A 22,709-nucleotide genomic window follows, 5' to 3' on the forward strand; every position below is an offset into this window, starting at 1 on the left:
CGCATGGCGTTATGGCCACGCGATGGTTACGCCCTGCGCCGGACCGGGCAAGCGCAAATATAACGGCAGGTCCTGCTTACGCCTTGGGCGGCGAACCGCCTGGCGTCCCTGGCCTTGCAGGTCTGCGCGAGTTCCGCCGTCTCGGGGCTGGTGCGGCAGCGGGCTTGACCCGGATCCGCATCGACCTCCCATTCTGCTCGTCGATCTCGAAGGAATTCGTCTTTCGCACGAGGTCACTCAGCTTGCGGAAGCCGAACGTTCTCGGATCGAAATCGGAAGCGAGGTTGGCAAGCTGGCGGCCGACTTCCCCGAGCGTCACCCAGCCGTCCTCGCTCTCCATCTGGGTAATGACCTTCTTGATGATGGGGGTCGCCGCATCAAGCGGCTGAAGCGACGCCGATCTCGAGGCGGCCTCCTGTGTGTTCGCCGGGGCGGCCAGCAGGTTCTCCGTGTAGACGAACCTGCGGCAGGCTTGCCGGAAGCTCTCCGGCGTCTTCTGCTCGCCGAACCCGAAGACGTCGATGCCCTGCTCCCGGATGCGGGCGGCCAGGCGGGTAAAGTCGCTGTCGGACGACACCAGGCAAAAGCCGTCGAACCGGCCGCTGTGAAGCAGGTCCATGGCGTCGATGACCAGGGTGATGTCGGACGCATTCTTCCCAGTCGTATAGGCAAACTGCTGCTGCGGGATGATGGCGTGTTTGGACAGGATGTCGGCCCAGCCCCTGGACCTGGCATTGGAGAAATCGCCGTAGATGCGGCGAACGCTGGCCTCGCCGATCTTGGCAATCTCCTCGAACAGTCCATCCGCGATCTTGGCGGACGCGTTGTCGGCATCGATCAGGACGGCAAGACGGGGCGAACGGAGCTCGGACGGCATGACATTCCCCAAAAGGATGCGACAACGGTTGATCGATATACCGATGTTGGGGCTCTTGCCGCCAGACCTGATTTTTCAAGAGGCGCGCCGGAACGCAAACTCTGCTCAATCCGGCTTGGCCGCCGGCATCACGCCGCCCAGTGCCGCCGTCAGTTCCGCCGCCACATCCCGCACCACGCGGCCGATCTCCGGCAGCCGGGCGTCGGTGACGCGGCTGGTCAGACCTGAGACGGAGATCGCGGCGAGCGGCTCGGCGAGCGCATTGTAGACCACGGCGGCGACGCAGCGCAGACCCATCTCGGCCTCTTCGTCGTCCACCGCAAAACCTTGCTTCCGGATCGTCGCGAGTTCCTTGAAGAGGTCGCTCGGACGCACGATGGATTTCTCCGTCAGGCGCGGCATGCCGTGATGACGGATGACGGCGCCGACGTCCTCGTCGGAATAGGTCGCGAGCACCGCCTTGCCGACGCCCGACGTCACCATGGGAACGCGGCCGCCGACCTTGGTCAGCGAGCGCATGATCTCGCGGCTCTCCATGCGCGTCAGCACGATGATGAACTCGTCGTCGACGACAGCGAGATTGGCGGTTTCACGGGTGAGATCGCGCAGCTTGCGCAGGTACGGAATCGCCTGCGCCGTGAAATTGCGCCGCCGGGCAAAACTCGCGCCCACCGTGAAGCTGCGCACGCCGACATGCCATTTGGATTCGGCACGGTCGAACTGCACGAAGCGGCGGCTTTCCAGCGTGGCGAGCAGGCGGTGGACGGTGGAGGCCGACAGGCCGGTCCGCACGGCGAGGTCGCTGAGGCGATAGCCCTCGTCGTCTTCGGCGAGCGTCTCGAGGATCGACAGCGCGCGGTCGACGGACTGCACGCCGCCGTCGCGCGCCTCGTGATCGGCCTCCACGGGCGACCTGGGCTCGAGCGATTTGCGCCGGATCACGTTCTTGCTCATCGCGACCTGACTGTTCTCACCTCTCCCCGCACGCGGGGAGAGGTGAATGGGTATCGTCGTCTCAGAGCAGCCCTGCCCCGCGCGCCCATTTGTACTTGGCGCCTAGGACCTCGACCGGCAGTTCGGTCGAGTAGGCATAGGCCGGGATACCGTTCTGGTACAGATATTCGGCAGCTTCCTCGACCTCGACGTCGCCGGCGAGCGAGGCCACGATCGGCTTCACGAAACCCTTGGCCTCCATCTCCTTCTTCACCTCGACCATGTTGCGGGCGAACACCATCGGCGGCGTGACGATGGTGTGCCAGTAGCCGAGGATCAGCGAGTGGATGCGTTCATCCGACAGGCCGAGCTTGACCGTGTTGACATAGGTGATCGGCGGCTCGCCGCCGGTGATGTCCACGGGATTGCCGGCCGCGCCGAACGGCGGGATGAACTTGCGGAAGGCCGCATCCAGATCCGGCGGCATCGACATCAGCGACAGGCCGTTGTCGACGCAGGAGTCCGACAGCAGCACGCCCGAGCCGCCGGCACCGGTGATGATCAGCACGTTCTCGCCCTTCGGCGTCGGCAGCACCGGCACGCCGCGGGCGAATTCGAGCAGTTGCCGCAGGCTGCGGGCGCGGATCACGCCGGACTGCGCCAGGACGTCCTCGTAGATCTTGTCGTTGCCGGCGAGCGCGCCGGTGTGCGACGAGGCCGCCTTGGCGCCGGCCGAGGTGCGGCCGGCCTTGAGCACGACGACCGGCTTCTTCCTGGAGACGCGCTTGGCGGCTTCCGCGAAGGCGCGGCCGTCCTTGAGATCCTCGCAATGCTGAGCGATCAGGTTCGTGTTCGGGTCCTGCTCGAAGAAAGCGAGCAGATCGTCCTCGTCGATGTCGGACTTGTTGCCGAGGCCGACGATCGCGGACACGCCCATCTTGGCCGAGCGCGAGAAGCCGATGATGGCCATGCCGATGCCGCCCGACTGCGAGGACAGCGCCGCGTGGCCCTTGACGTCGTAGGCGGTGCAGAAGGTCGCGCAGAGATTGGCGGGTGTATAGTAGAAGCCGTAGATGTTCGGCCCCATCAGGCGGATGTCGTACTTCTTGCCGATCTCGACGATCTCGGCCTGCAGCTCGGGCGCGCCGGCTTCGGCGAAGCCCGACGGGATCAGAACCGCACCCGGGATTTTCTTCTCACCGCATTCAACGAGCGCGCCGGCAACGAACTTGGCGGGGATCGCGAACACCGCGGTGTCGATCACGCCCGGCACGTCCTTGACGCTCTTGTAGGCCTTGTAGCCGAGAATCTCCGGTGCTTTCGGGTGGATCGGATAGATCTCGCCCTTGTAGCCGCCGTTGATCAGGTTCTTCATCACGGAGTTGCCGATCTTGCCGTCCTCGGCGGAGGCGCCGATCACGGCGACGCCCTTCGGCTGCATGATACGGCTCATGGCCGCGACGATCTCTTCGGTCGGGCGCGGCTTCGGCTTGGGCACATAGGCGAAATCGACGACGATGCGGACGTCGGCGGCGATCGCGTCCTTCGCCGTCGCAAACACCGGGTTGAGGTCGAGCTCGACGATTTCAGGGAAATCGGTGACGAGCTGCGAGACCTTGACGATCACATCGGCCAGCGCCGTGCGGTTCACCGGCTCTCCGCCGCGAACGCCCTTCAAGATCTCATGCGCCTGGATGCCGTCGAGCATCGAGAGCGCGTCTTCCCTGGTCGCCGGCGCGAGGCGGAAGGTGATGTCCTTCAGCACTTCGACCAGCACGCCGCCGAGGCCGAAGGCGACGAGCTTGCCGAACGAGCCGTCGGTGATCGAGCCGACGATCACCTCGGTGCCGCCGGCCAGCATCTGCTGCACCTGGACGCCTTCGATCTTGGCGTCGGACTTGTACTTCCTGGCGTTGCCGAGAATGGTCTCGTAGGCCTTCTCGGCATCCTGCGCCGTCTTGAGGCCGACGATGACTCCGCCGGCTTCGGTCTTGTGGAGAATGTCCGGCGAGACGATCTTCATCACCACCGGGAAGCCCATCGAGGAGGCCATCTTGCCGGCCTCGCCGGCCGACTTCGCCACGCCTTCCTTCGGCACCGGAATGCCGTAGGCGTCGCAGACCAGCTTGCCTTCCGGCGCCGTCAGGCTGGTGCGGTTGTCCGCCTTGACCTGGTCGAGCACCTTGCGGACGGCATCTTTGGAATTGGACATGTGGCTTCTCCCTTGACCTCGGTTCGTTCTTTTCAAAGCGCGCGCGTGTGCGGCTGCCCGTGATGCTTGCCATTCGCCGCGCTCTGTTCCATGTCGCGGAATGGAGTGGCATAAAGCCGAGGCTACTCCGCCGCTTTGGATCAAAAATGGCTGGCGATGGCATTTGGTATGCCAGAAGCCAATTTGTCAAGCGACCGCATTGCCTAGAATGCCGCAAAAAATAGGCAGCTTGACATTCTGGCATTTGGTATGCCAAAAACTTTCCAGTTAATAATCCTGTAAAAGACGACTCCCACTGGAGGAGATTCGTCGTGTCACTGCGGAAACCAACCAAGGCGTTGCCGAACATGGCCGAGGCAGATATCGCAATCGTTCGTATTGCCCCGGAGAGCAGCTTCAAGAACAAGGCGTATGACGCCTTGAAGGAAGCCATCCTCAAGATGGACATCTACTCGACGCCCGAGCCGGTGATGCTCGACGAGCGAGCGCTGTCCGAACGCCTCGGTGTGAGCCGCACACCGATCCGCGAAGCCATTGCGATGCTCGAGCAGGACGGTTTCGTGAAGACCGTTCCGCGCCGCGGCATCATGGTGGTGCGCCGGACCAAGAGCGAGATCGTCGACATGATCCGCGCCTGGGCGGCGCTGGAGAGCATGGCGGCCCGCCTCATCACCACCACCGCGCGCAAGAAGGACATCACGGCGCTGCGCGACTACTTCAAGGATTTCAGCAAGGACCGCCTGCCCGAGGATCACGTCGAGGAATATTCGCGCGCCAACATCGCCTTCCACCAGGCACTGATCTCGCTGTCGGAATCGCCGGTGCTGGTCGACCTCACCAATGACCTCTTGCTGCACGTGCGCGGCTACCGGCAACTGACGATCGGACGCAAGGATCGCACCGCGACCTCCCTGCCCGAGCATATGGGCATGATCGAAGCCCTGGAGGCGCGCGATACCGACCTCGCCGAGAAGCGCGCTCGCGACCACACCCTTGGCCTTGCAGCTTACGTCGAAGCGCACGGTCAGGAACTCTTCTAGCAACGTTCACCAGAAGGGCGAGCAATTCGCCCACAAAGCCTAAACGGCATCTTGAGACCAGGGAGACAAGGCCCATGCTGAATACCGCGACCAAGTCCGAAGCACCGGGCACCGAGCAGGAACTGACGGATGGCTTTCATCTCGTCATCGACGCGCTCAAGCTGAACGGCATTACTACCATCTATAATGTGCCGGGCATCCCGATCACGGATTTGGGCCGCATGGCGCAGGCCGCCGGCATTCGCATGATCTCGTTCCGTCACGAGCAGAACGCCGGTTACGCGGCGGGCATCGCCGGCTTCCTCACCAAGAAGCCCGGCATCTGCCTCACCGTCTCCGCGCCCGGCTTCCTCAACGGTCTCACCGCACTCGCCCACGCCACCACCAACTGCTACCCGATGATCCTGATCTCGGGCTCCTCCGAGCGCGAGATCGTCGACCTCCAGCAGGGCGACTACGAGGAGATGGACCAGCTCGCGATTGCCAAGCCCCTGTGCAAGGCGGCCTATCGCGTGCTGCACGCCCAGGACATCGGTATCGGCCTTGCCCGCGCCATCCGCGCCGCGGTCTCGGGCCGTCCGGGCGGTGTCTATCTCGACCTGCCGGCAAAGCTGTTCGGCCAGGTGATGAACGCCGATGCCGGCCAGAAGTCGCTGGTCAAGGTGATCGACGCTGCGCCCGCGCAGATCCCCTCGCCCGCTTCGATCAAGCGCGCGCTCGACGTGCTCAAGGCGGCGAAGCGTCCCCTGATCATCCTCGGCAAGGGCGCTGCCTACGCGCAGGCCGACGAGGAGATCAAGACCTTCGTCGAGAAGAGCGGCATCCCGTTCCTGCCGATGAGCATGGCCAAGGGCCTCCTCTCCGATACCCATCCGCAATGCGCAGGTGCTGCGCGCTCCACGGTGCTGAAAGATTCCGACGTCGTGCTGCTGATCGGCGCGCGGCTGAACTGGCTGCTCTCGCACGGCAAGGGCAAGAACTGGGGCGACGCACCCAAGAAGTTCATCCAGGTCGACATCGAGCCGCGGGAGATGGACTCCAACGTCGAGATCGTCGCGCCCGTCGTCGGCGACATCGGCTCGGTCGTCTCGGCCTTCAACCAGGCGATGGCCTCCGGCTGGAGCGTCCCGCCCGCCGAATGGACCAAGGCGATTTCGACCAAGCGCGAAGAGAACGTCGCCAAGATGGCGCCGAAGCTCATGAACAACAAGTCGCCGATGGACTATCACGGCGCGCTCGGCGTGCTGAAGAACGTCGTCAAGGAGTATCCCGAGGCGATCCTCGTCAACGAGGGCGCCAACACGCTCGACCTCGCCCGCGGCGTCATCGACATGTACAAGCCGCGCAAGCGTCTCGACGTCGGCACCTGGGGCGTGATGGGCATCGGCATGGGCCAGGCGATCGCCGCGACCCTCGAGACCGGCCACCCCGTGCTCGCAGTGGAAGGCGACAGCGCCTTCGGCTTCTCCGGCATGGAGGTCGAGACCATCTGCCGCTACAATTTGCCGATCTGCGTCGTCATCTTCAACAATGACGGCATCTATCGCGGCACCGACGTCAACAGCGTCAACGCCGATCCAGCGACGACGGTGTTCGTCAAGGGCGCGCGCTACGACAAGATGATGGAAGCCTTCGGCGGCGTCGGCGTGAACGCCACCTCGCCCGACGAGCTCAAGCGTGCCGTCAACGAGGCGATGGCCTCGGGCAAGCCGACGCTCATCAACGCGGTGATCGATCCGGCCGCGGGTTCGGAGAGCGGCCGCATCGGCAACCTCAATCCGCAGAGCGTTCTGCAGAAGAAGAAGTAAGTCCCCCCTCAACCCTTTATTCCCTGTGGTTAGCAGGGGCAGACAGAGTACGGAGCAACATAATGACCAAAGCGCTCGAGGGCGTTCGCATTCTCGACTTCACCCACGTTCAGTCCGGGCCGACCTGCACGCAGCTGCTCGCCTGGTTCGGCGCCGACGTGATCAAGGTGGAACGCCCGGGCGTGGGTGACATCACCCGCGGCCAGCTGCAGGACATCCCGAACGTGGACAGCCTGTATTTCACCATGCTCAACCACAACAAGCGCTCGATCACGCTCGACACCAAGAACCCCAAGGGCAAGGAAGTCCTCACCGAGCTGATCAAGAAGTGCGACGTGCTGGTGGAAAATTTCGGCCCCGGCGTGCTCGACCGCATGGGCTTCCCCTGGGAGAAGATCCAGGCGATCAACCCGAAGATGATCGTCGCCTCGATCAAGGGCTTTGGTCCCGGGCCGTACGAGGACTGCAAGGTCTATGAGAACGTCGCGCAGTGCACCGGCGGCGCCGCCTCCACCACCGGCTTCCGCGATGGTCTTCCGCTCGTGACCGGCGCACAGATCGGCGACAGCGGCACCGGCCTGCATCTGGCGCTCGGCATCGTCACCGCGCTCTATCAGCGCACGCATTCGGGCAAGGGCCAGCGCGTCACCGCCGCGATGCAGGACGGCGTGCTCAACCTCGCCCGCGTCAAGCTCCGCGACCAGCAGCGTCTCGCCCACGGCCCGCTCAAGGAGTACAGCCAGTTCGGCGAAGGCATTCCGTTCGGCGATGCCGTGCCGCGCGCCGGCAACGACTCGGGCGGCGGCCAGCCCGGCCGCATCCTGAAGTGCAAGGGCTGGGAAACCGATCCCAACGCCTACATCTACTTCATCACCCAGGCCCCGGTCTGGGAGAAGATCTGCGACGTGATCGGCGAGCCGACCTGGAAGACCGATCCGAACTACGCCAAGCCGGCCGCCCGTCTGCCGCGCCTCAACGAGATCTTCGGTCGCATCGAGCAGTGGACGATGACCAAGACCAAGTTCGAGGCGATGGAAATCCTCAACAAGGACGACATCCCCTGCGGCCCGATCCTGTCGATGAAGGAGATCGCCGAGGACCAGTCGTTGCGCGCCACCGGCACTGTGGTCGAGGTCGATCACCCCACCCGCGGCAAGTACATCTCGGTCGGGAACCCGATCAAGCTGTCGGATTCCCCAAGCGACGTGGAGCGCTCCCCGCTGCTCGGGGAGCACACCGACGAGATCCTGCGCAGCGTGCTCGGCTTCTCGGACCACCAGGTCGCCGAGATCCACAAGTCCGGCGCGCTCGACCCGCCGCAGAAGCAGGCCGCGGAGTAAGCGGACTTATCTCAAGACACGAAAGGCCGCCGGTTTCGGCGGCCTTTTTGTCGACCCCGAGATCGACCGGGCCGGCAATCAGTCCGCTTCGGGCGTTGATCCAGCCAAGGCCAAATTAAAGACCGGTCCCCAGGGAACCAGACACAGTGGCCGCCCGTTGTCTTCTCAAACGGCGTGCTCCCGGAAAAGCGAGTCCGCCGTCTTCACGGCGAGTGACCAAGCACCTCGCAAGAGACCTGCCCAACGCTGAAGAATTGGCCGCCTTCTCCGCCCAGAGGGTGTCGATCCATGTCGGCTTGTGCGAGGATATTGTCGCGTCCGGCACTCGTCGGGACCACGCTCGTTGATCAAACCGAGGTCGAAATGTCGAAAGATCAATCCCCTGATCGCGCCAAGCGTGAAGCCAACAAGGCGTTCAAGCCTGCCAAGCCGCAAAAGCCGATGAATGACTATGCGAAGGACCAGCACTCCTTCAACGAGAACCGCGAGCGCTTGAAAGCGGAGCGATTGGCCCGCGAAGCCAAGCCGGGAAGCCGCTCCGAATAGGAAGGGCTCTGGACCCGCCTTCGATCGCAATCGCGCCGGAAGCCGTGCCCTCGAAGACTTGCATCGAAATCGGCGCCTGACCTCGACCTATAGCATCGAGAGCACGACGATTCCGTCTTCGAGCTCCCCTGAAGCCAGCCGTGCCCGGGCGATGCGCTCGAATTCCGTTCGGTTCCTTTGAAGATAGCTGAAGGCCTGCTTCTGCGTCAGGAACGTGGTCGCCAGTCGGCACATTTGCCGGCCCGCGCCCAGCGCGAGAAAGAACGTGATCGTGCCACCACCGTCCAACTTGATTCTAGGCACGATCTGCACTCTTTGGCATGTGACCGGCCCTGTCCAGAGATTGTCGATGGCGTTACGTGCGCAGGCTATCGCGGCAGCTTCTTCTTGCGCTTGGCCGGGGTGGGTGCCGGCAGGGATGCCTGAAGGGTTATGTCGGCCGCTTCCTTGGCTTGGCGCAGCTCTCGAAGCCGCGCCATGTTCTTGCGAACATCCACGGCTTGCCTTTCGGCATCCGCCATCGCTCGCGCCCCCTCTTCAACAGCCAAACGCTGACGATTGGAGCGCGCGATGGCCTCGGGCGTCGGTTCGGCCGATTTCTTGGCGCTCATGATCCACCCTGTTCCACAACGGACAAAACCCGCTCAATCCGGGGATCGAGCGGGCAGCGCGGCCGTTTCAGTACATCCGTGAAACGGCACCAGGTCGTTAGGCCAGCGAGAGATTCTCTGCGCTGACCTTACCCCGCATCTTGTCGGTCTTGAGCTCGAAATTGACCTTCTGGCCCTCAGCGAGACCCGCAAGACCAGCCCGCTCGACCGCGCTGATGTGAACGAACACATCGCTGCCGCCGTCGTTGGGCTGAATGAATCCAAAGCCCTTCTGGCCGTTAAACCACTTCACAGTACCTGTCGTCATCTTCTTCTCCAAAGCGCATACGTGCGCATTCCGCGCGAATCGTCGCGCAGATGAAATTCAATTCGTCGATGTCTATGGAAAAGGAGCCCGCGGGCGCATTCAACAAGGCACAGCGGCTGAACGAACAGACCTCACCGTATACCTCATCACGCTCATTTGCAAGGCGTGGCCGGATTTAAATGCCCGGAGGCCTCGGCGGAAGGTTCGCAGGATTGAGGACCCGGACTCGGCGGGGGCGCCTGAAGAGAGGCAAGATGGGCCTTCTCGAGCACGCCGGCAGGCCAAAGCACGACACTTCGCCCGATCGAACTCAGCATTGATCTCTAGAGCCGCGCGCGCGGCACGATCCGGGCGAGAAGAGGTACGTTCGCGTGCCACAGCAAGCAGGCCCGCGCCCGGGCGGTCTGGCCTGCGGCAAATTCCAAAAGCTGCTGCCGCGAGAACAGATGCCGTTCGCAGTAGAACGGCCGAAGCGGCGCGTGAGAGAAAAAATTGTAGAAGAGCGCGCAGCGGTCGCGCGCGATCGCCGGGCGCCCGCGATGATAGTGACTTGCGACGTCCGCGAAGATCACCGTGCCGGCCCTGCCGGTGCAGGTCGTGACGTCGCCGCTGCCCAGCGTCGCGCCGAGCCTGTCCTCCAGCATTTCCTGCGTGAGGACCGGAAAATTGGCGCCGTCGAGCGTGTCGCTGCCGGGAAAGGAGCGGTGCAGGACTTCGAGCGGGCCGGTATCCATGTCGACATCGTGCAGGTAGACGATCACCTTGACCATCCGCCGATCCTCGACATCGCGATGCCATCTGCGTGCCCCCACCTGCCGGCCGTCGGCCTGGGTATAGAAGAAATTCAGCGTGTCATATCCGGCAGGCAGGCCAAGATAGGTTTCAACGATGTTGAGGATGCGATCGTGAAGGGGCCAGCGGACGATGTGCGGATGGCGCATCATATCCTCGGCGCCGACCTGCACGGTATATTCGCCGGCAAACTCGCCCTGTTTGGCACGGTGCGCATAGCTGTTCGCGATACCGGTCGCCGATGTCCAAAGCGCGTCAGTGCCAGGCAGATCCAGCTTTTCGAGCGACGTGATGTGGACCCCGTTGTTTTCCAGCCCGGCGACGATATCCATCTCGAGTGGGGAGAGTTTGGGCAGGCGCGGCCTATAGGATGCCCGCGCCCTCTCGTAAGCCTCATCCAATTTCCGGCTGATCGCCGGCATTCCAAGCAATCTCGAAGTGGTCTGCGCTGGCAGGCTGCGGATCCGGCGCAAGGCCCGGTAGCGCAGCGTCGTCTGCTTCATGTCGTAAGTCTCTTCGGTTATGATGGATGCATGGCGAGATCGCCGTCGGCGCCGGACGGAGTCAGCCGATAGCTAATCGCCGAGTTGAGCCAAATTTCGGCTTGAACGTTACGAAGTGTGAACGGAGCGTATCGAGCACCACTGCAAGCAAGTGAGGCAGATGGTGCCGCGTCGTAGCGCACGCCGTGGAGACCCGCGACGCCGGAAGCATCGGAAACGATCGCGATCGTCTTTCGGTTCTCGACGGTGCGGCTACAGGCAACGACTTGAAGAAGACGAGGTCAACATGTCACTGCTAGGCAAGGCAGCCGTCGCGATGTGGTGGAGCGTCCGCCCGGAGCAGCGCGCGGAGTTCGGCGACTGGCATTCGCACGAGCATTTTCCGGAGCGGATGAGCATTGCCGGCTTCCGCCGCGGATCGCGCTGGACCAGCACGACCGGCACCGAAGGCTTCTTCGTGCTCTACGAGCTGGAGCAATATGAGGTGCTCACATCGAGAGGATATCTCGATCGCCTCAACGCGCCGACCCCATGGTCGACCAGGATGATGCCGCATCATCTCGGCATGGTGCGCAGCCAGTGCCGGATCGTCGCAAGCTTTGGCGGCGGCGTCGCCGCCTCGCTGGCCACCATCCGGCTTTCGCCGGAGGCCGGACGCGAGGCGGAGTTGCAGACGCGCCTCTCGGAGATGCTCGGCACATTGGCGCAGATGCCGGGACTGACAGGCGCCCACCTCCTCGTGACGGACACGCCCAGGACCAGCTTGCCCACCACCGAACAGCAGATCCGTGGCAAAGACGGCGCTGCCGACTGGATCGTGCTGCTATCTGGCTACGATGCCGGCACGGTCGAGCGCGTGATCGCCGAACAGCTCTCGCCGTCAACACTTCGCGGCGCGGGCGCGCGGAACCATGCGACGACCGGCTGCTACGCGCTGGCGTTCACGATGACGCCGCAGGACTTGGCGGAGGTCTAGCAACTCCCGCCGGGCCACCTTCAGAAAATTCGGGACGCGCTGTCGGATCGGCACTGTCTCGTTCGTCATCTAGACATGCATGGGCCATAGACCCTGAATTCGCGCCCGTCGATCCACGAGGATGATCATCATGCCGAGCACTGTCCGCCTTCACCGCGTCCTGACCACCAGCCCGCAGAAAGTCTATCGCGCCTTCCTGGAGGCGGATGCGCTGGCAAAGTGGCTTCCGCCCAACGGCTTTACCTGCACCGTCCATCATTTCGAGCCCAAGGTCGGAGGCACGTTCAAGATGTCGTTCCGTAACTTCACGACGGGCAACAGCCATGCCTTTGGCGGCGAATATCTCGAGCTCGTCCCGGGCGAACGTCTTCGCTACACCGACAGATTCGACGACCCCAATCTGCCCGGCGAAATCCAGGTCACCGTGATCTTGAAGAAGGTCTCGGTCGGCACCGAGCTCGACATCACGCAGGCGGGCATTCCCGACGTCATCCCGCCGGAAGCCTGCTATCTCGGCTGGCAGGAATCGCTGCGGAATCTGGCGAAGCTCGTCGAGCCGGAGATCAACCAGTAGCCGCAGAGCTGGACTGGCCTGAGGGGCACCTTCCTTGTGGCCTTCCTTCGACACGCGCACTCAAATGGCGCCAAAACCTACACGCCCGCCCTCGGCGCGAGCCCGCCGCTCGCGGTCCAGCGGTCCGGGTCGGGACTGTGTCCGATCAGCGCGAGACCGTAGGCGATCGACTCGAACTGATCGCCCGACATCAGCCGTTCGTTGCCGAACCGTTCGGCGAACAGTTTTCGCACCGCCGGCACGAACGAGGTGCCGCCGGTCAGGAACACCTTCTCCACCTCGCGCGCGGTGATGCCGGCCTCGCCGAGCACCTTGTCGACGGTGGCGCCGAGCCGGGCGATGTCGTCGGCGATCCAGGCTTCGAAGTTCTTCCGTGTGATGGTCGATCCGATCTCGACCCCGCCGCCTTTGAAGCGGAAGTCCACCTGATCCTGCGCCGACAGTGCGACCTTGGCGTCGGACACCGCCCGGTACAGCGAAAAGCCGAGGTCGAGATCGACGATGGTGATGAAATCCTCGAGCAGAGCCGGCTTCAGCGCGGAGCGCGCAAGCTCCCGCAGCTCGCGCAGATCGCCGTTGCTCTTCATCATCGCGAGCTGATGCCAGCGCGCGAGGTTGGTGTAGTGGCCGCTCGGGACCGGCAGCACCTTGTCGAACGAGCGGAAGCTCGAGCCCTTGCCCAGCCGCGGCGAGACGACGTGATCGACGATGCGGTAGTCGAACGTGTCGCCGGCAATCCCGATGCCGGCGTGGCCGAGCGGCTCGGCGCGCAAGGTGCCGCCCGCGCGCGAGAAGCGCATCACCGAGAAATCGCTGGTGCCGCCGCCGAAATCCGCAACCAGAACTGTCGCATCGCGCTCCAGCCGGCGGGCGAACGAGAACGCGGCGCCGACGGGCTCGTAGACGTAGCGCGCATGGCCGGCGCCGAGGCGCTCGAACGCCGCCCGGTATCGCTGCATCGCCAGTGCCTCGTCGGGATTGCCGCCGGCAAAGCGGACGGGGCGTCCGACCGTGATGGTCGATGTCTCGAAGCCGAATTTGTCGCCGCCATGGCGCGCCAGGGTCCGCAGGAACGCCGCCAGAATATCCTCGAACTTGTAGCGCTGCCGGAACACCTGGGTGGTGTTGAAGCTGCTGCTCGCGGCGAAGGTCTTGAACGACTGGAGGAAGCGGTAGACATGCCGTCCTTCGAGGAACTGCTCGATCGCCCACGGGCCGCCTTCGGCCTGGGCGCCGGCTCCCGGGCGGTCTTCCCAGAAGCACAGGGCCGAGACGTAGACGCTGTGGCGCTGTCCGCCATGGTCGAAGCGGATGGCCTCGACCCGGCGGTTGTCCGCCGCGAGCGCGACGACCGTGTTGCTGGTCCCAAAATCGATGCCGATCGAGACGGCGGCCGAGGCGCTCGACATGAACCACTCTGACAGATGATTGGAAGGGCGCAGAGCACTAACGGCTTTGATCCGCCCTGCCAAGACCCCGGTCCATTGCATTTCCGCAGCTTTTCGGGGTGGCGGTGGGGTGTTTGCGGAGCAAGCGACGTCCTTGGGCAGCAAATTTGCGACTTTAAGGCCGAAACGGCCTCGTTAACCCGGCGTTATGCTGCAATGCAGCGGATTAAATGCTGCTATGCAATGACGTGCATGGACATTGGCATCTGGTATACATAACTTCCCTTTCGAAATGAGACAGCAATACTGACCGTCTCAAGAAAGGATTTCCGATGTCCAAGACCGCCGCAGTTGCTCTCGCTCCGTCCTCCTCGCTCTTCGCCCGCCTGATGGCCGCGATCGACCGCCTCCTGATGGCGAGCGCCGAGATCTCGAATCACAACGGCGACCTGCCGCGTTTCGGCCTGTAAGCCAGTACGTCCCCGCGCGGCCGGACCGCGCGGCGGTTTCAGAGCCGCTCTCATACTACTTTTGATGAATGGCCCCGCAGCGCGGGGCCATTTCTACTTGTGCTGTCCCGAGTCACAGCCCGCGACCAGGCAAGGTGCTGCGGCATTTGCGCACGGTGGCCGGACCAGCGCTTGAAGCTTGGCATAATGCATACAAGAATGCCCCTCCAGCGCTCGCAGAAAAATTAGAGGCGCCACGGGAGGCTTTATGACGGACATGGTGCAAGCAACCGCCCCGACAGCCGCGCGCGTCAGCGACACGTATCGCTGGGCGCAATTGGCAGTCGGTGTAGCGGCGATGGTGATGATCGCCAACTACCAATACGGCTGGACGTTCTTCGTCCCCGACATCCAGAAGAAATTCGGCTGGGATCGTGCGTCGATCCAATGGGCCTTTACGCTGTTCGTGCTGTTCGAGACCTGGCTGGTGCCGGTCGAAGGATGGTTCGTCGATAAATACGGTCCGCGCCTCGTCGTGCTGATCGGCGGCGTGCTCTGCGCCGTCGGCTGGGCGATCAATGCGCAGGCCACCACGCTCAACGGCTATTATCTCGGCATGATCGTCGCGGGCATCGGCGCCGGCGGCGTCTACGGCACCTGCGTCGGCAACGCGCTGAAGTGGTTCCCCGACAAGCGCGGTCTCGCCGCGGGCATCACCGCCGCGGGCTTCGGTGCGGGCTCCGCCCTCACCGTCGCGCCGATCCAGGCCATGATCAAGGACAGTGGTTTCCAGACCACCTTCCTCTATTTCGGCCTCGGACAAGGCATCATCATCTGCGTTCTCGCCTTCTTCCTGCTGGCGCCGAAGCCGGGTCAGGTGCCGAACGTGGTGCCGAACGCCAATCTGCAGCAGACCCGCCGCAACTATCAGCCGACCGAGGTGCTGCGTCAGCCGATCTTCTGGCTGATGTACTTCATGTTCGTGATCGTCGGCGCCGGCGGCTTGATGGTGACGGCGAACCTGAAGCCGATCGCGGTGGACTGGAAGGTCGACGCCATCCCGGTCACGCTGATCGGCATGACCATGACCGCAGTGACGTTCGCGGCCACGATCGACCGCGTGCTCAACGGCCTGACGCGTCCGTTCTTCGGCTGGATCTCCGACATGATCGGCCGCGAGAACACCATGTTCATCGCCTTCGGCATGGAAGGCGTCGGCATCTGGATGCTCTACCTCTGGGGCCACGATCCGATCTGGTTCGTGATCCTGTCGGGCTTGGTGTTCTTTGCCTGGGGCGAGATCTACTCGCTGTTCCCCTCGACCTGCACCGACACGTTCGGGGCGAAGTTCGCGACCACCAATGCCGGCCTGCTCTACACCGCCAAGGGCACCGCGGCCCTTCTCGTTCCCTTGGCCAATTACGTGCAGCAGACCTCCGGTCATTGGGACAGCGTGTTCATCCTCGCAGCCGGCGCAAACATCCTGGCCTCTCTGCTCGCGATCGCGGTACTCAAGCCCTGGCGCAAGGTCGTGGTCGCGAAGTCGACCGTCTGACACCAGACTTCATTCCTGCAAAACGCCCGGCCTTTCGGCCGGGCGTTTTCGTTTGCGCGGGCGATGCCGCCATGGCGATGGAACCGTGCATTTTGTCACAGGGAAGCCAAGATAGGGCTTGCAATCTGGAATATGGTATACCAAGCTCCGGGCAGCGCTTGCGACGATAAGCCACAACATTTGCGACATCGGGTCATCTTGCAACCGGTGTCGACCAGACAAGCGCATTGGGAGGTTGTTGATGATTTCCAGCACGGATGGCGCCGTGACAGCTGCGCCCCTTCGCACAGGTTTCCGTTGGCTTCAGCTCGTCATGGGCATCGTCTGCATGGCGATGATTGCCAATCTGCAATACGGCTGGACGCTGTTCGTCGATCCGATCGATGCGGCCCATCATTGGGGACGCGCCGCGATCCAGCTCGCCTTCACCATCTTCGTCGTCACCGAGACCTGGCTCGTGCCGATCGAGGCCTGGTTCGTCGACAAATACGGCCCGCGCATCGTCATCATGTTCGGCGGTGTGATGATCGCGCTCTCGTGGATTCTCAACTCCTACGCCGATAGCCTTCCGCTGCTCTACACGGCGGCCGTCATCGGCGGCATAGGCGCAGGCGCGGTGTACGGCACCTGCGTCGGCAATGCGTTGAAATGGTTTCCCGACCGCCGCGGCCTCGCCGCCGGCGCGACCGCCGCAGGCTTCGGTGCGGGCGCAGCCCTCACCGTGGTGCCGATCGCGACCATGATCGCGACGAGCGGCTACCAGCACGCGTTCCTCACCTTCGGCATCGGCCAGGGCGTGATCGTGTTCGTGCTCGCCTTCTTCATACAGCCGCCACGGATCTCGATCCCGCCGAAAAAGAAGCAGCTCAACCTGCCGCAGACCAAGATCGACTTCACTCCGCCGCAGGTGCTGCGCGCTCCTATTTTCTGGGTGATGTATCTCGTTTTCGTCATGGTCGCCTCTGGCGGCCTGATGACCGCGGCGCAGATCGCCCCGATCGCGCACGACTTCAAGATCGCGAGCACCCCGGTGACGCTTGCCGGCTTCCAGATGGCGGCGCTCACCTTCGCGATCTCGCTCGACCGCATCTTCGACGGCTTCGGACGTCCGTTCTTCGGCTTTATCTCCGACACGATCGGCCGCGAGAACACCATGTTCATCGCCTTCGGCACGGCGGCGTTGATGCTCTTGACGCTGTCGGCCTACGGCCACGTCCCGATCGTGTTCGTGCTCGCGACCGCGGTGTATTTCGGCGTATTCGGCGAGATCTACTCGCTGTTCCCCGCCACCTGCGGCGACACCTTCGGCTCGAAATACGCGACCACCAACAACGGCATGCTCTACACCGCGAAGGGCACCGCCTCCCTGCTCGTCCCGCTCGCCAGCGTGATCTCGGCAGCCTACGGCTGGAAGGCGGTGTTCGTGGTGGCGGTAGCGCTGAACGCGACGGCGGCGCTGATGGCGCTGTTCGTCATCAAGCCGCTGCGCCGCTCCTTCATCCTCGGCAAGGAAGCCGAGAGCGCCAATGCCGCAACGGGCAACCCCAAGACCGAGACGGCGTAAGCCGCAACACGCCATTGCACGGCTGTAGAAGGGGCGCAGCGATGCGCCCCTTCTTTTTGGCGCGACGACAAACGTCAGCATTACTGCCGCAAGATTTTTCGGATCAGCCAAATCCAGCGCTTGACGATTGGCATTATGTATACCACACTTGCCTCATCATTCACCCAGGGAGGTTGCAATGCTGGTCGGAGACATTCTGCGCAAGAAGACGCCGCGCGTTGTCACGGTGCGAATGAACGAAACGGTGGGTATCGCCGCCAAGCTGATGCGCGCCAACAATATCAGCGCTCTGGTGGTCAAGGACGTGGTCCGCTCCGAGGGTAACACCGCGGTCGGCATGTTCACCGAGCGCGACGTCGTGCGCGCAGTCGCCGAGCACGGCGCCAATGCCGTCAACGTCAAGGTCTCGCAGCTCGTCTCGGTGCAGCAGCTCGTGTCCTGCACCTCGAGCGACACGATCGAGCACGTCCGCCATTTGATGAACCGGAATCACATCCGCCACCTGCCCGTCATCGACGATTACAGCCTCGTCTCGGTCATCAGCATGCGCGACATCGCCGCTGCCATGGACGAAGCGATCAACGGTACGCCGCAAGCGGCCGCCTAAAGCCACACGACCCTTCCCCTGCGACTACCGGCCCCGGCTCGGATCCGTCCGAGCCGGACCGGATCTTTCGTCCCGAATTCCGGTCACCCGCGAGGATTTCATGAAGATCTGCATCTACGGCGCCGGCGCAATCGGCGGATATCTCGGGGTTCAGCTCGCGCGCGCGGGCGCCGACGTCAGCCTGATCGCACGCGGTGCCCACCTTGCCGCGATGCGCGAGCGCGGCCTGACGCTGCTCGCGGGCGAAGAAACACACACGGTGCATCCGCGCTGCACAGACGATCCCACCGAGCTCGGCGCGCAGGACTACATCATCATTACCCTCAAGGCGCACTCGATCACCGGCGTGATCGAGAAGATGCAGCCGCTGCTCCGACCCCGCACCCGCATCGTCACCGCCGTCAACGGCATCCCCTATTGGTACTTCTACAGGCATGGCGGCGATTACGAGAATTCGACGCTGGAAAGCATCGACCCCGGCGGCCGGCAATGGCGCGAGATCGGTGCCGAGCGCGCCATCGGCTGCATCGTCTATCCCGCCACCGAGATCGAGGCCCCGGGCGTGATCCGCCATGTCTACGGCAACAATTTCCCGCTCGGCGAGCCCTCGGGCGAGATCACCTCCGACGTGCAGCGCCTCTCCGACCTCTTCGTCGCCGCGGGCTTCAAGGCGCCGGTGCTAGACCGCATCCGCGACGAGATCTGGCTCAAGCTCTGGGGCAATGTCTGCTTCAACCCGATCAGCGCGCTGACCCATGCAACGCTCGACGTGATCTGCACCGATCCGTCCACGCGCGCGCTGTCGCGCGCGATCATGATGGAGACGCAAGCGATCGCCGAGACCTTCGGCGTCAAATTCCGCGTCGACGTCGAGCGCCGCATCGAAGGCGCCCGCAAGGTCGGCGCGCACAAGACCTCGATGCTGCAGGATCTCGAGCGCGGCCGTCCGATGGAGATCGACCCGCTCGTCACCGTGGTGCAGGAGATGGGCCGCCTGACCGGCATCGCCACGCCCGCGCTCGACTCGGTGCTGGCGATGGTGACCCAGCGCGCCCGCATCGCCGGCCTCTATGACGGCGTCTCGGCACCGGCCGATCCGCGCGCACTGGCGGTGGCGTGATGGCGGGCGAGATGAAGCAATGGCTGCGCTTCCGCCATGCCGGCGCGACCGGCTTCGGCGCGCTGACGCCGTCGGGCATCAGCGTTCATGAGGGCGAGATGTTCGGCCGCAATGCCGCCACCGGCAGGACGCTGGCGCTCTCTGAGGTCGAGCTGCTCGCGCCCTGCGCGCCCAGCAAGATCGTCGCGCTCTGGAACAATTTTCACGCGCTCGCAGCAAAACTGAATCAGCCCGAGCCGCCGGAGCCGCTCTATCTCCTCAAGGCCACCACCAGCATCACGGCGCCGGGTGCCGTGATCCGCCGTCCCTCTTATTACGACGGCAAGACGACCTATGAGGGCGAGCTCGGCATCGTGATCGGCAGGACCTGCGCCCGCGTGTCGCCTGTGGAAGCGGACAGCTTCATCTTCGGCTACACCTGCGTCAACGACATCACCGCCAACGACATCCTGACCAGCGACCCGACCTTTCCTCAGTGGGCCCGCGCCAAGGGCATCGATGATTACGGCGCGTTCGGCCCCGTCATCGCGACCGGCCTCGATCCGGCCAGGCTGGTGGTGCGCACCATCCTCAATGGCGCAGAGCGGCAGAACTATCCGATCTCGGACATGATCTTCACCGCGCAGGAACTCGTCAGCAGTATCTCCCACGACATGACCCTGCTCCCCGGCGACCTCATCGCGGTCGGCACCTCGGTCGGCGTCGGCGTGATGAAGGAGCCGGTCAATACGGTGACCGTCGCGATCGACGGCATCGGCGAGCTCACCAACGAGTTTCGGCTGTAGCCGCCCAACTCCGGGAAAACCCGGCACTTCTCGCCCGTCCACCGATCGTCTGACGCATCCAGCCGTGGATGGTGCTCGCGGAAACCGCCAACGATCCGGCGCGCCCCTTGATCTGGGTTCCGCACTCCAATAGCAACTATGGCGAAAATGTGTGCCGGCGTGAGGAAGTCACGATGTGGCTGTTTTTCCTGGTTGCCTGGTTTGCCCTGCTCGCCGCCATCGCGGTCTTCGCCCAGCGGGCGTTCGGTTACGACGTCGCCCACCTGGCCGCCTGGTTCGCGGGCCTGCCCGTGCCGCAGCGCATCGCGACCGGTACGATCCTGGCGGCAGGACTGGCGCTGATCGGCGCCTCCGCCTGGCGGCTCTCGCGCCAGGACCGGCGCCTGGACACGCTCAGCGACCGCCTCAAGAAGACCCGCGAGGACGTCGTCGTCGCCCACGCCCTGCAAAACCACCTCGACGCCACCGTCCAGCACTTGATCGAGAGCGATCCCCGGGAGGCCGTCTCCGCGCTGCACGACAAGCTGGGCCAGACCGAGCAGCGCGCCCTTCTCCAGCAGGGCCGCACCGAATCCACCGACATGCACGACCAGCTCGCCGAGATCCGCCGCCGGCAGCAGGGACTGCGCGACATGGTCGGCAAGGTCGCCGAGCAGCGCCGCGCGGTCGAGCCCGTCTTCACCGAGATCCGCGACCGCCAGAACCAGCTCGAACGCTCCCTGCACGATCTCGAGACCGACGACCGCAAGAACAACCTCGCCGACCGCCTCAAGGAGATCGCGCGCGACGTATCGGTGCTGCTGACGCGGGTGGGCAGGGTCCATGACATTTTCGCGACCCTCAACCAGTACAAGGAAGATCTGGCCAAGTCCCACGCCGAGCTGGTGCCGCTGCGCGCGTCGGACGCCGGCATCAACGCCCTGATCGGCGAGCTCAGCCTCAGCCACGATCGCCTCGCCAAGACCATGGACGAACTCGAGACCGGCAATGAAGCGCCGCTCTCCGCCCGCGTCGAGACGCTGTCGAAGAACAAGATCGAGATCGAGCAGCGCCTCGCCCGCGTCGACGACAGCTTCAACATCCTGAAAACCATCCGGCTCGATTTCGAGGAGCTCGGCCAGCGCCAGACCCAGCTCGATCGCTCCCTCGCCGAGGTCGAAACCGACCCCGATGGCAGGAGCCTTGCCGACCGCCAGAATGCGCTGAACGATTTCGTCGTCCAGTCGCGCCAGCGCCTCGGCGCGCTGCAGGAGACGCTGGCGACGCTGAACGCCTTCAAGGCGGAGCTGTCGAAATCGCAGGCCGACCTCGTCCCGCTGAAGGCGCCGGTGTTCGGCATCGAGGCCCTGATCGCCGAGGTCGGCACCACGCGCGACCTCCTCGCCAAAACCGTCGGCGAGATCGAGGCGAGCGGCGGCGTCACCCTCGCCTCGCGCGTCGACGCCCTGACCAGGAGCAAGCGCGAGGTCGAAGACCGCCTCGTCCGCATCTTCGACAATTTCAATGCGCTCGACGGCCTGCGCAAGGACATCGGCGGCATCTTCTCGACCATCCGCAACAGCCTCAACCGCATCGGGTGAAGGCCGACCACCCGCGCGCCGCACGCAATCGCCCGCCTCGGAAACATCCAGACACATCACATCTGCGCGCGCCCGGCATATGCCGCAGACATGTCCCGCGCTTGCCGCACTGTGGACGCATTCGGCCGCCCTTCTGTGAGGCGTGTCTGGGGGCACGGCATGGCCGTGTTTCGACCAAACCTTCTAGGGGTATGACTGTGAAGAAGATTGTAATTGTTCTGGGTGCCACGCTTGCTCTGGTGACGGCTGCGAACGCTGCGGATCTGCCGCGTCGCCAGCCCGTGCCGGTCTATTCTGAGCAGGCGCCGATCGGCAAGATGCCGATTGGCAAGAGCCCGATTGGCAAGGCCCCGATCGGCAAGGCGCCGGGCCCGGTGGCGGCGCGCTACTGACGCGCTGGCGAACGACGCGCGGAATTGGCGTAAGCGGCCGACAGTCGAGGGGCACAGCGTGACGAACAAACCTGATCGATCGGGATCCTGCATCCTTGCGGGATTTGCGCTCGCGGCCATGGTCGCGTGCACGACGCCCTCGGCCTCGGCCCACGAAGCTAACAAGCGCGTCGCCGACGCGAACGCGCTTGCCACGACCGACACCGCACGACCGGCGCCGCAAGCGACGCGGCGTCCCGTCGCGCGCGCGGAGAAAGGTCCCTACTACGTCGACTTCCGCGCCCGGACGGCCGCGAGCTGGGGGCATGCCTTCGTCTGGTACGGCAAGACCAGCGAGCGCGCCGTCGAGGTCGCGGGCCTGACGCCGGCCGGCGACACGCTTGCCTACGTGCTCGGACATCTGACCTGGGTGCCCTCGGAGACCGGCGCGAGCTACGGCGATCTCGACCCGGAATATCTGACCGCGAACTATCGCGTCTACCTGAACGAAGCCGACGCCAAGCGCGTGTTCGCCTACATCAAGAAATTGCAGGCGAGCTCGCCGGTCTGGAACGCCGAGACCACCAACTGCACCGGCTTCATCGGCGACATCGCCGAGTACATGGGATTGAAGGTCCCCTACCGCTGGCAGCGTCCGGAAAACTTCGTCAACAGCCTCAAGGAAATCAACGGCGGCCGCCAGATGGTGCGGCTGTCGGCGGAGTAGCCCGCCAGGGCGCACCGGGCGACCACGTCATCACGAAGAGCCCT

23 protein-coding genes are annotated in these 22,709 nt (G+C 64.1%); 15 read left to right on the forward strand and 8 right to left on the reverse strand.

The window, feature by feature from the left end; translation table 11 throughout:
• Positions 1-76 precede the first annotated feature (76 nt).
• The 3 genes from NR187_RS09260 to NR187_RS09270 all read right to left on the reverse strand — a co-directional run bounded on the left by NR187_RS09260 (position 77) and on the right by NR187_RS09270 (position 4,022).
• Positions 77-877 (reverse strand): NYN domain-containing protein, encoded by an 801-nt coding sequence (locus NR187_RS09260; protein ID WP_211382990.1) that lies wholly within the window; start codon positions 875-877, stop codon positions 77-79.
• Positions 878-982: 105 nt separating this feature from the next.
• Positions 983-1,831 carry an IclR family transcriptional regulator gene (locus NR187_RS09265; protein WP_211382989.1) on the reverse strand — a complete coding sequence of 283 codons (849 nt, stop codon included), beginning with the start codon at positions 1,829-1,831 and terminating at the stop codon, positions 983-985.
• A 61-nt stretch (positions 1,832-1,892) separates the two neighbouring features.
• Positions 1,893-4,022 carry an acetate--CoA ligase family protein gene (locus tag NR187_RS09270; protein WP_256806314.1) on the reverse strand — a complete coding sequence of 710 codons (2,130 nt, stop codon included), beginning with the start codon at positions 4,020-4,022 and terminating at the stop codon, positions 1,893-1,895.
• 347 nt (positions 4,023-4,369) lie between these two features.
• On the opposite strand from NR187_RS09270, the gene NR187_RS09275 reads away from it, so the two are divergent.
• From NR187_RS09275 to NR187_RS09290, 4 genes are all read left to right on the forward strand, one after another.
• Positions 4,370-5,062: a GntR family transcriptional regulator gene (locus NR187_RS09275; RefSeq protein ID WP_211383539.1), complete on the forward strand. Its 693-nt coding sequence runs from the start codon at positions 4,370-4,372 to the stop codon at positions 5,060-5,062.
• 74 nt (positions 5,063-5,136) lie between these two features.
• The gene (gene oxc, locus NR187_RS09280) at positions 5,137-6,870 is read left to right on the forward strand and encodes an oxalyl-CoA decarboxylase (protein ID WP_256806315.1); all 1,734 of its coding nucleotides are present in this window, start codon (positions 5,137-5,139) and stop codon (positions 6,868-6,870) included.
• A 62-nt stretch (positions 6,871-6,932) separates the two neighbouring features.
• Positions 6,933-8,210: a formyl-CoA transferase gene (gene frc / locus NR187_RS09285; RefSeq protein ID WP_211382986.1), complete on the forward strand. Its 1,278-nt coding sequence runs from the start codon at positions 6,933-6,935 to the stop codon at positions 8,208-8,210.
• Between the two features lie 363 nt (positions 8,211-8,573).
• A complete protein-coding gene (locus NR187_RS09290; protein WP_211382985.1) occupies positions 8,574-8,756 on the forward strand; it encodes a hypothetical protein in 183 nt (60 codons plus the stop codon).
• A gap of 87 nt (positions 8,757-8,843) precedes the next feature.
• Here the strand turns inward: NR187_RS09290 and NR187_RS09295 are convergent, their stop codons facing one another.
• The 4 genes from NR187_RS09295 to NR187_RS09310 form a co-directional block, all read right to left on the reverse strand.
• Entirely contained in the window at positions 8,844-9,068 is a 225-nt protein-coding gene (locus NR187_RS09295; RefSeq protein WP_211382984.1) for a hypothetical protein, read from the reverse strand.
• Between the two features lie 56 nt (positions 9,069-9,124).
• Entirely contained in the window at positions 9,125-9,367 is a 243-nt protein-coding gene (locus NR187_RS09300) for a transcriptional regulator (protein WP_256806316.1), read from the reverse strand.
• Positions 9,368-9,464: 97 nt separating this feature from the next.
• Positions 9,465-9,674: a cold-shock protein gene (locus NR187_RS09305; RefSeq protein WP_211382982.1), complete on the reverse strand. Its 210-nt coding sequence runs from the start codon at positions 9,672-9,674 to the stop codon at positions 9,465-9,467.
• A 323-nt stretch (positions 9,675-9,997) separates the two neighbouring features.
• Positions 9,998-10,969: a hypothetical protein gene (locus NR187_RS09310; RefSeq protein ID WP_211382981.1), complete on the reverse strand. Its 972-nt coding sequence runs from the start codon at positions 10,967-10,969 to the stop codon at positions 9,998-10,000.
• 286 nt (positions 10,970-11,255) lie between these two features.
• Here NR187_RS09310 and NR187_RS09315 point away from each other — a divergent pair, with 286 nt between their 5' ends.
• Positions 11,256-11,945, forward strand: coding sequence for a hypothetical protein (locus NR187_RS09315; protein ID WP_256806317.1), 690 nt, complete (start codon positions 11,256-11,258; stop codon positions 11,943-11,945).
• 130 nt (positions 11,946-12,075) lie between these two features.
• On the forward strand, positions 12,076-12,519 hold the full coding sequence (locus NR187_RS09320) for an SRPBCC family protein (RefSeq protein ID WP_256806318.1): 444 nt from the start codon (positions 12,076-12,078) through the stop codon (positions 12,517-12,519).
• Between the two features lie 77 nt (positions 12,520-12,596).
• Here NR187_RS09320 and NR187_RS09325 read toward each other — a convergent pair whose 3' ends face one another.
• A complete protein-coding gene (locus tag NR187_RS09325; protein ID WP_211382978.1) occupies positions 12,597-13,928 on the reverse strand; it encodes an Hsp70 family protein in 1,332 nt (443 codons plus the stop codon).
• A gap of 311 nt (positions 13,929-14,239) precedes the next feature.
• On the opposite strand from NR187_RS09325, the gene NR187_RS09330 reads away from it, so the two are divergent.
• The 9 genes from NR187_RS09330 to NR187_RS09370 all read left to right on the forward strand — a co-directional run bounded on the left by NR187_RS09330 (position 14,240) and on the right by NR187_RS09370 (position 22,665).
• Complete coding sequence (locus NR187_RS09330) at positions 14,240-14,377, forward strand: hypothetical protein (RefSeq protein WP_211382977.1); 138 nt, start codon at positions 14,240-14,242, stop codon at positions 14,375-14,377.
• Between the two features lie 247 nt (positions 14,378-14,624).
• Complete coding sequence (oxlT, locus tag NR187_RS09335; RefSeq protein ID WP_211382976.1) at positions 14,625-15,911, forward strand: oxalate/formate MFS antiporter; 1,287 nt, start codon at positions 14,625-14,627, stop codon at positions 15,909-15,911.
• Positions 15,912-16,152: 241 nt separating this feature from the next.
• Positions 16,153-17,475 carry an oxalate/formate MFS antiporter gene (gene oxlT / locus NR187_RS09340; protein ID WP_256806319.1) on the forward strand — a complete coding sequence of 441 codons (1,323 nt, stop codon included), beginning with the start codon at positions 16,153-16,155 and terminating at the stop codon, positions 17,473-17,475.
• Between the two features lie 178 nt (positions 17,476-17,653).
• Positions 17,654-18,082 carry a CBS domain-containing protein gene (locus tag NR187_RS09345; protein WP_211382974.1) on the forward strand — a complete coding sequence of 143 codons (429 nt, stop codon included), beginning with the start codon at positions 17,654-17,656 and terminating at the stop codon, positions 18,080-18,082.
• 100 nt (positions 18,083-18,182) lie between these two features.
• Positions 18,183-19,202: a 2-dehydropantoate 2-reductase gene (locus NR187_RS09350; RefSeq protein ID WP_211382973.1), complete on the forward strand. Its 1,020-nt coding sequence runs from the start codon at positions 18,183-18,185 to the stop codon at positions 19,200-19,202.
• A complete protein-coding gene (locus tag NR187_RS09355) occupies positions 19,202-19,987 on the forward strand; it encodes a fumarylacetoacetate hydrolase family protein (protein ID WP_256806320.1) in 786 nt (261 codons plus the stop codon). The genes NR187_RS09350 and NR187_RS09355 overlap by 1 nt, the downstream gene beginning before the upstream one ends.
• Before the next feature lie 173 nt (positions 19,988-20,160).
• Positions 20,161-21,567, forward strand: a complete 1,407-nt coding sequence (locus NR187_RS09360; RefSeq protein ID WP_256806321.1) for a hypothetical protein — start codon at positions 20,161-20,163, stop codon at positions 21,565-21,567.
• 191 nt (positions 21,568-21,758) lie between these two features.
• Positions 21,759-21,959, forward strand: coding sequence for a hypothetical protein (locus NR187_RS09365; protein WP_211382971.1), 201 nt, complete (start codon positions 21,759-21,761; stop codon positions 21,957-21,959).
• 58 nt (positions 21,960-22,017) lie between these two features.
• Positions 22,018-22,665 (forward strand): hypothetical protein, encoded by a 648-nt coding sequence (locus NR187_RS09370; RefSeq protein WP_211382970.1) that lies wholly within the window; start codon positions 22,018-22,020, stop codon positions 22,663-22,665.
• Positions 22,666-22,709 lie beyond the last annotated feature (44 nt).

The sequence above is a fragment of the Bradyrhizobium sp. Bra64 genome, from assembly GCF_024519875.1.
Lineage (GTDB): Bacteria > Pseudomonadota > Alphaproteobacteria > Rhizobiales > Xanthobacteraceae > Bradyrhizobium > Bradyrhizobium japonicum_G.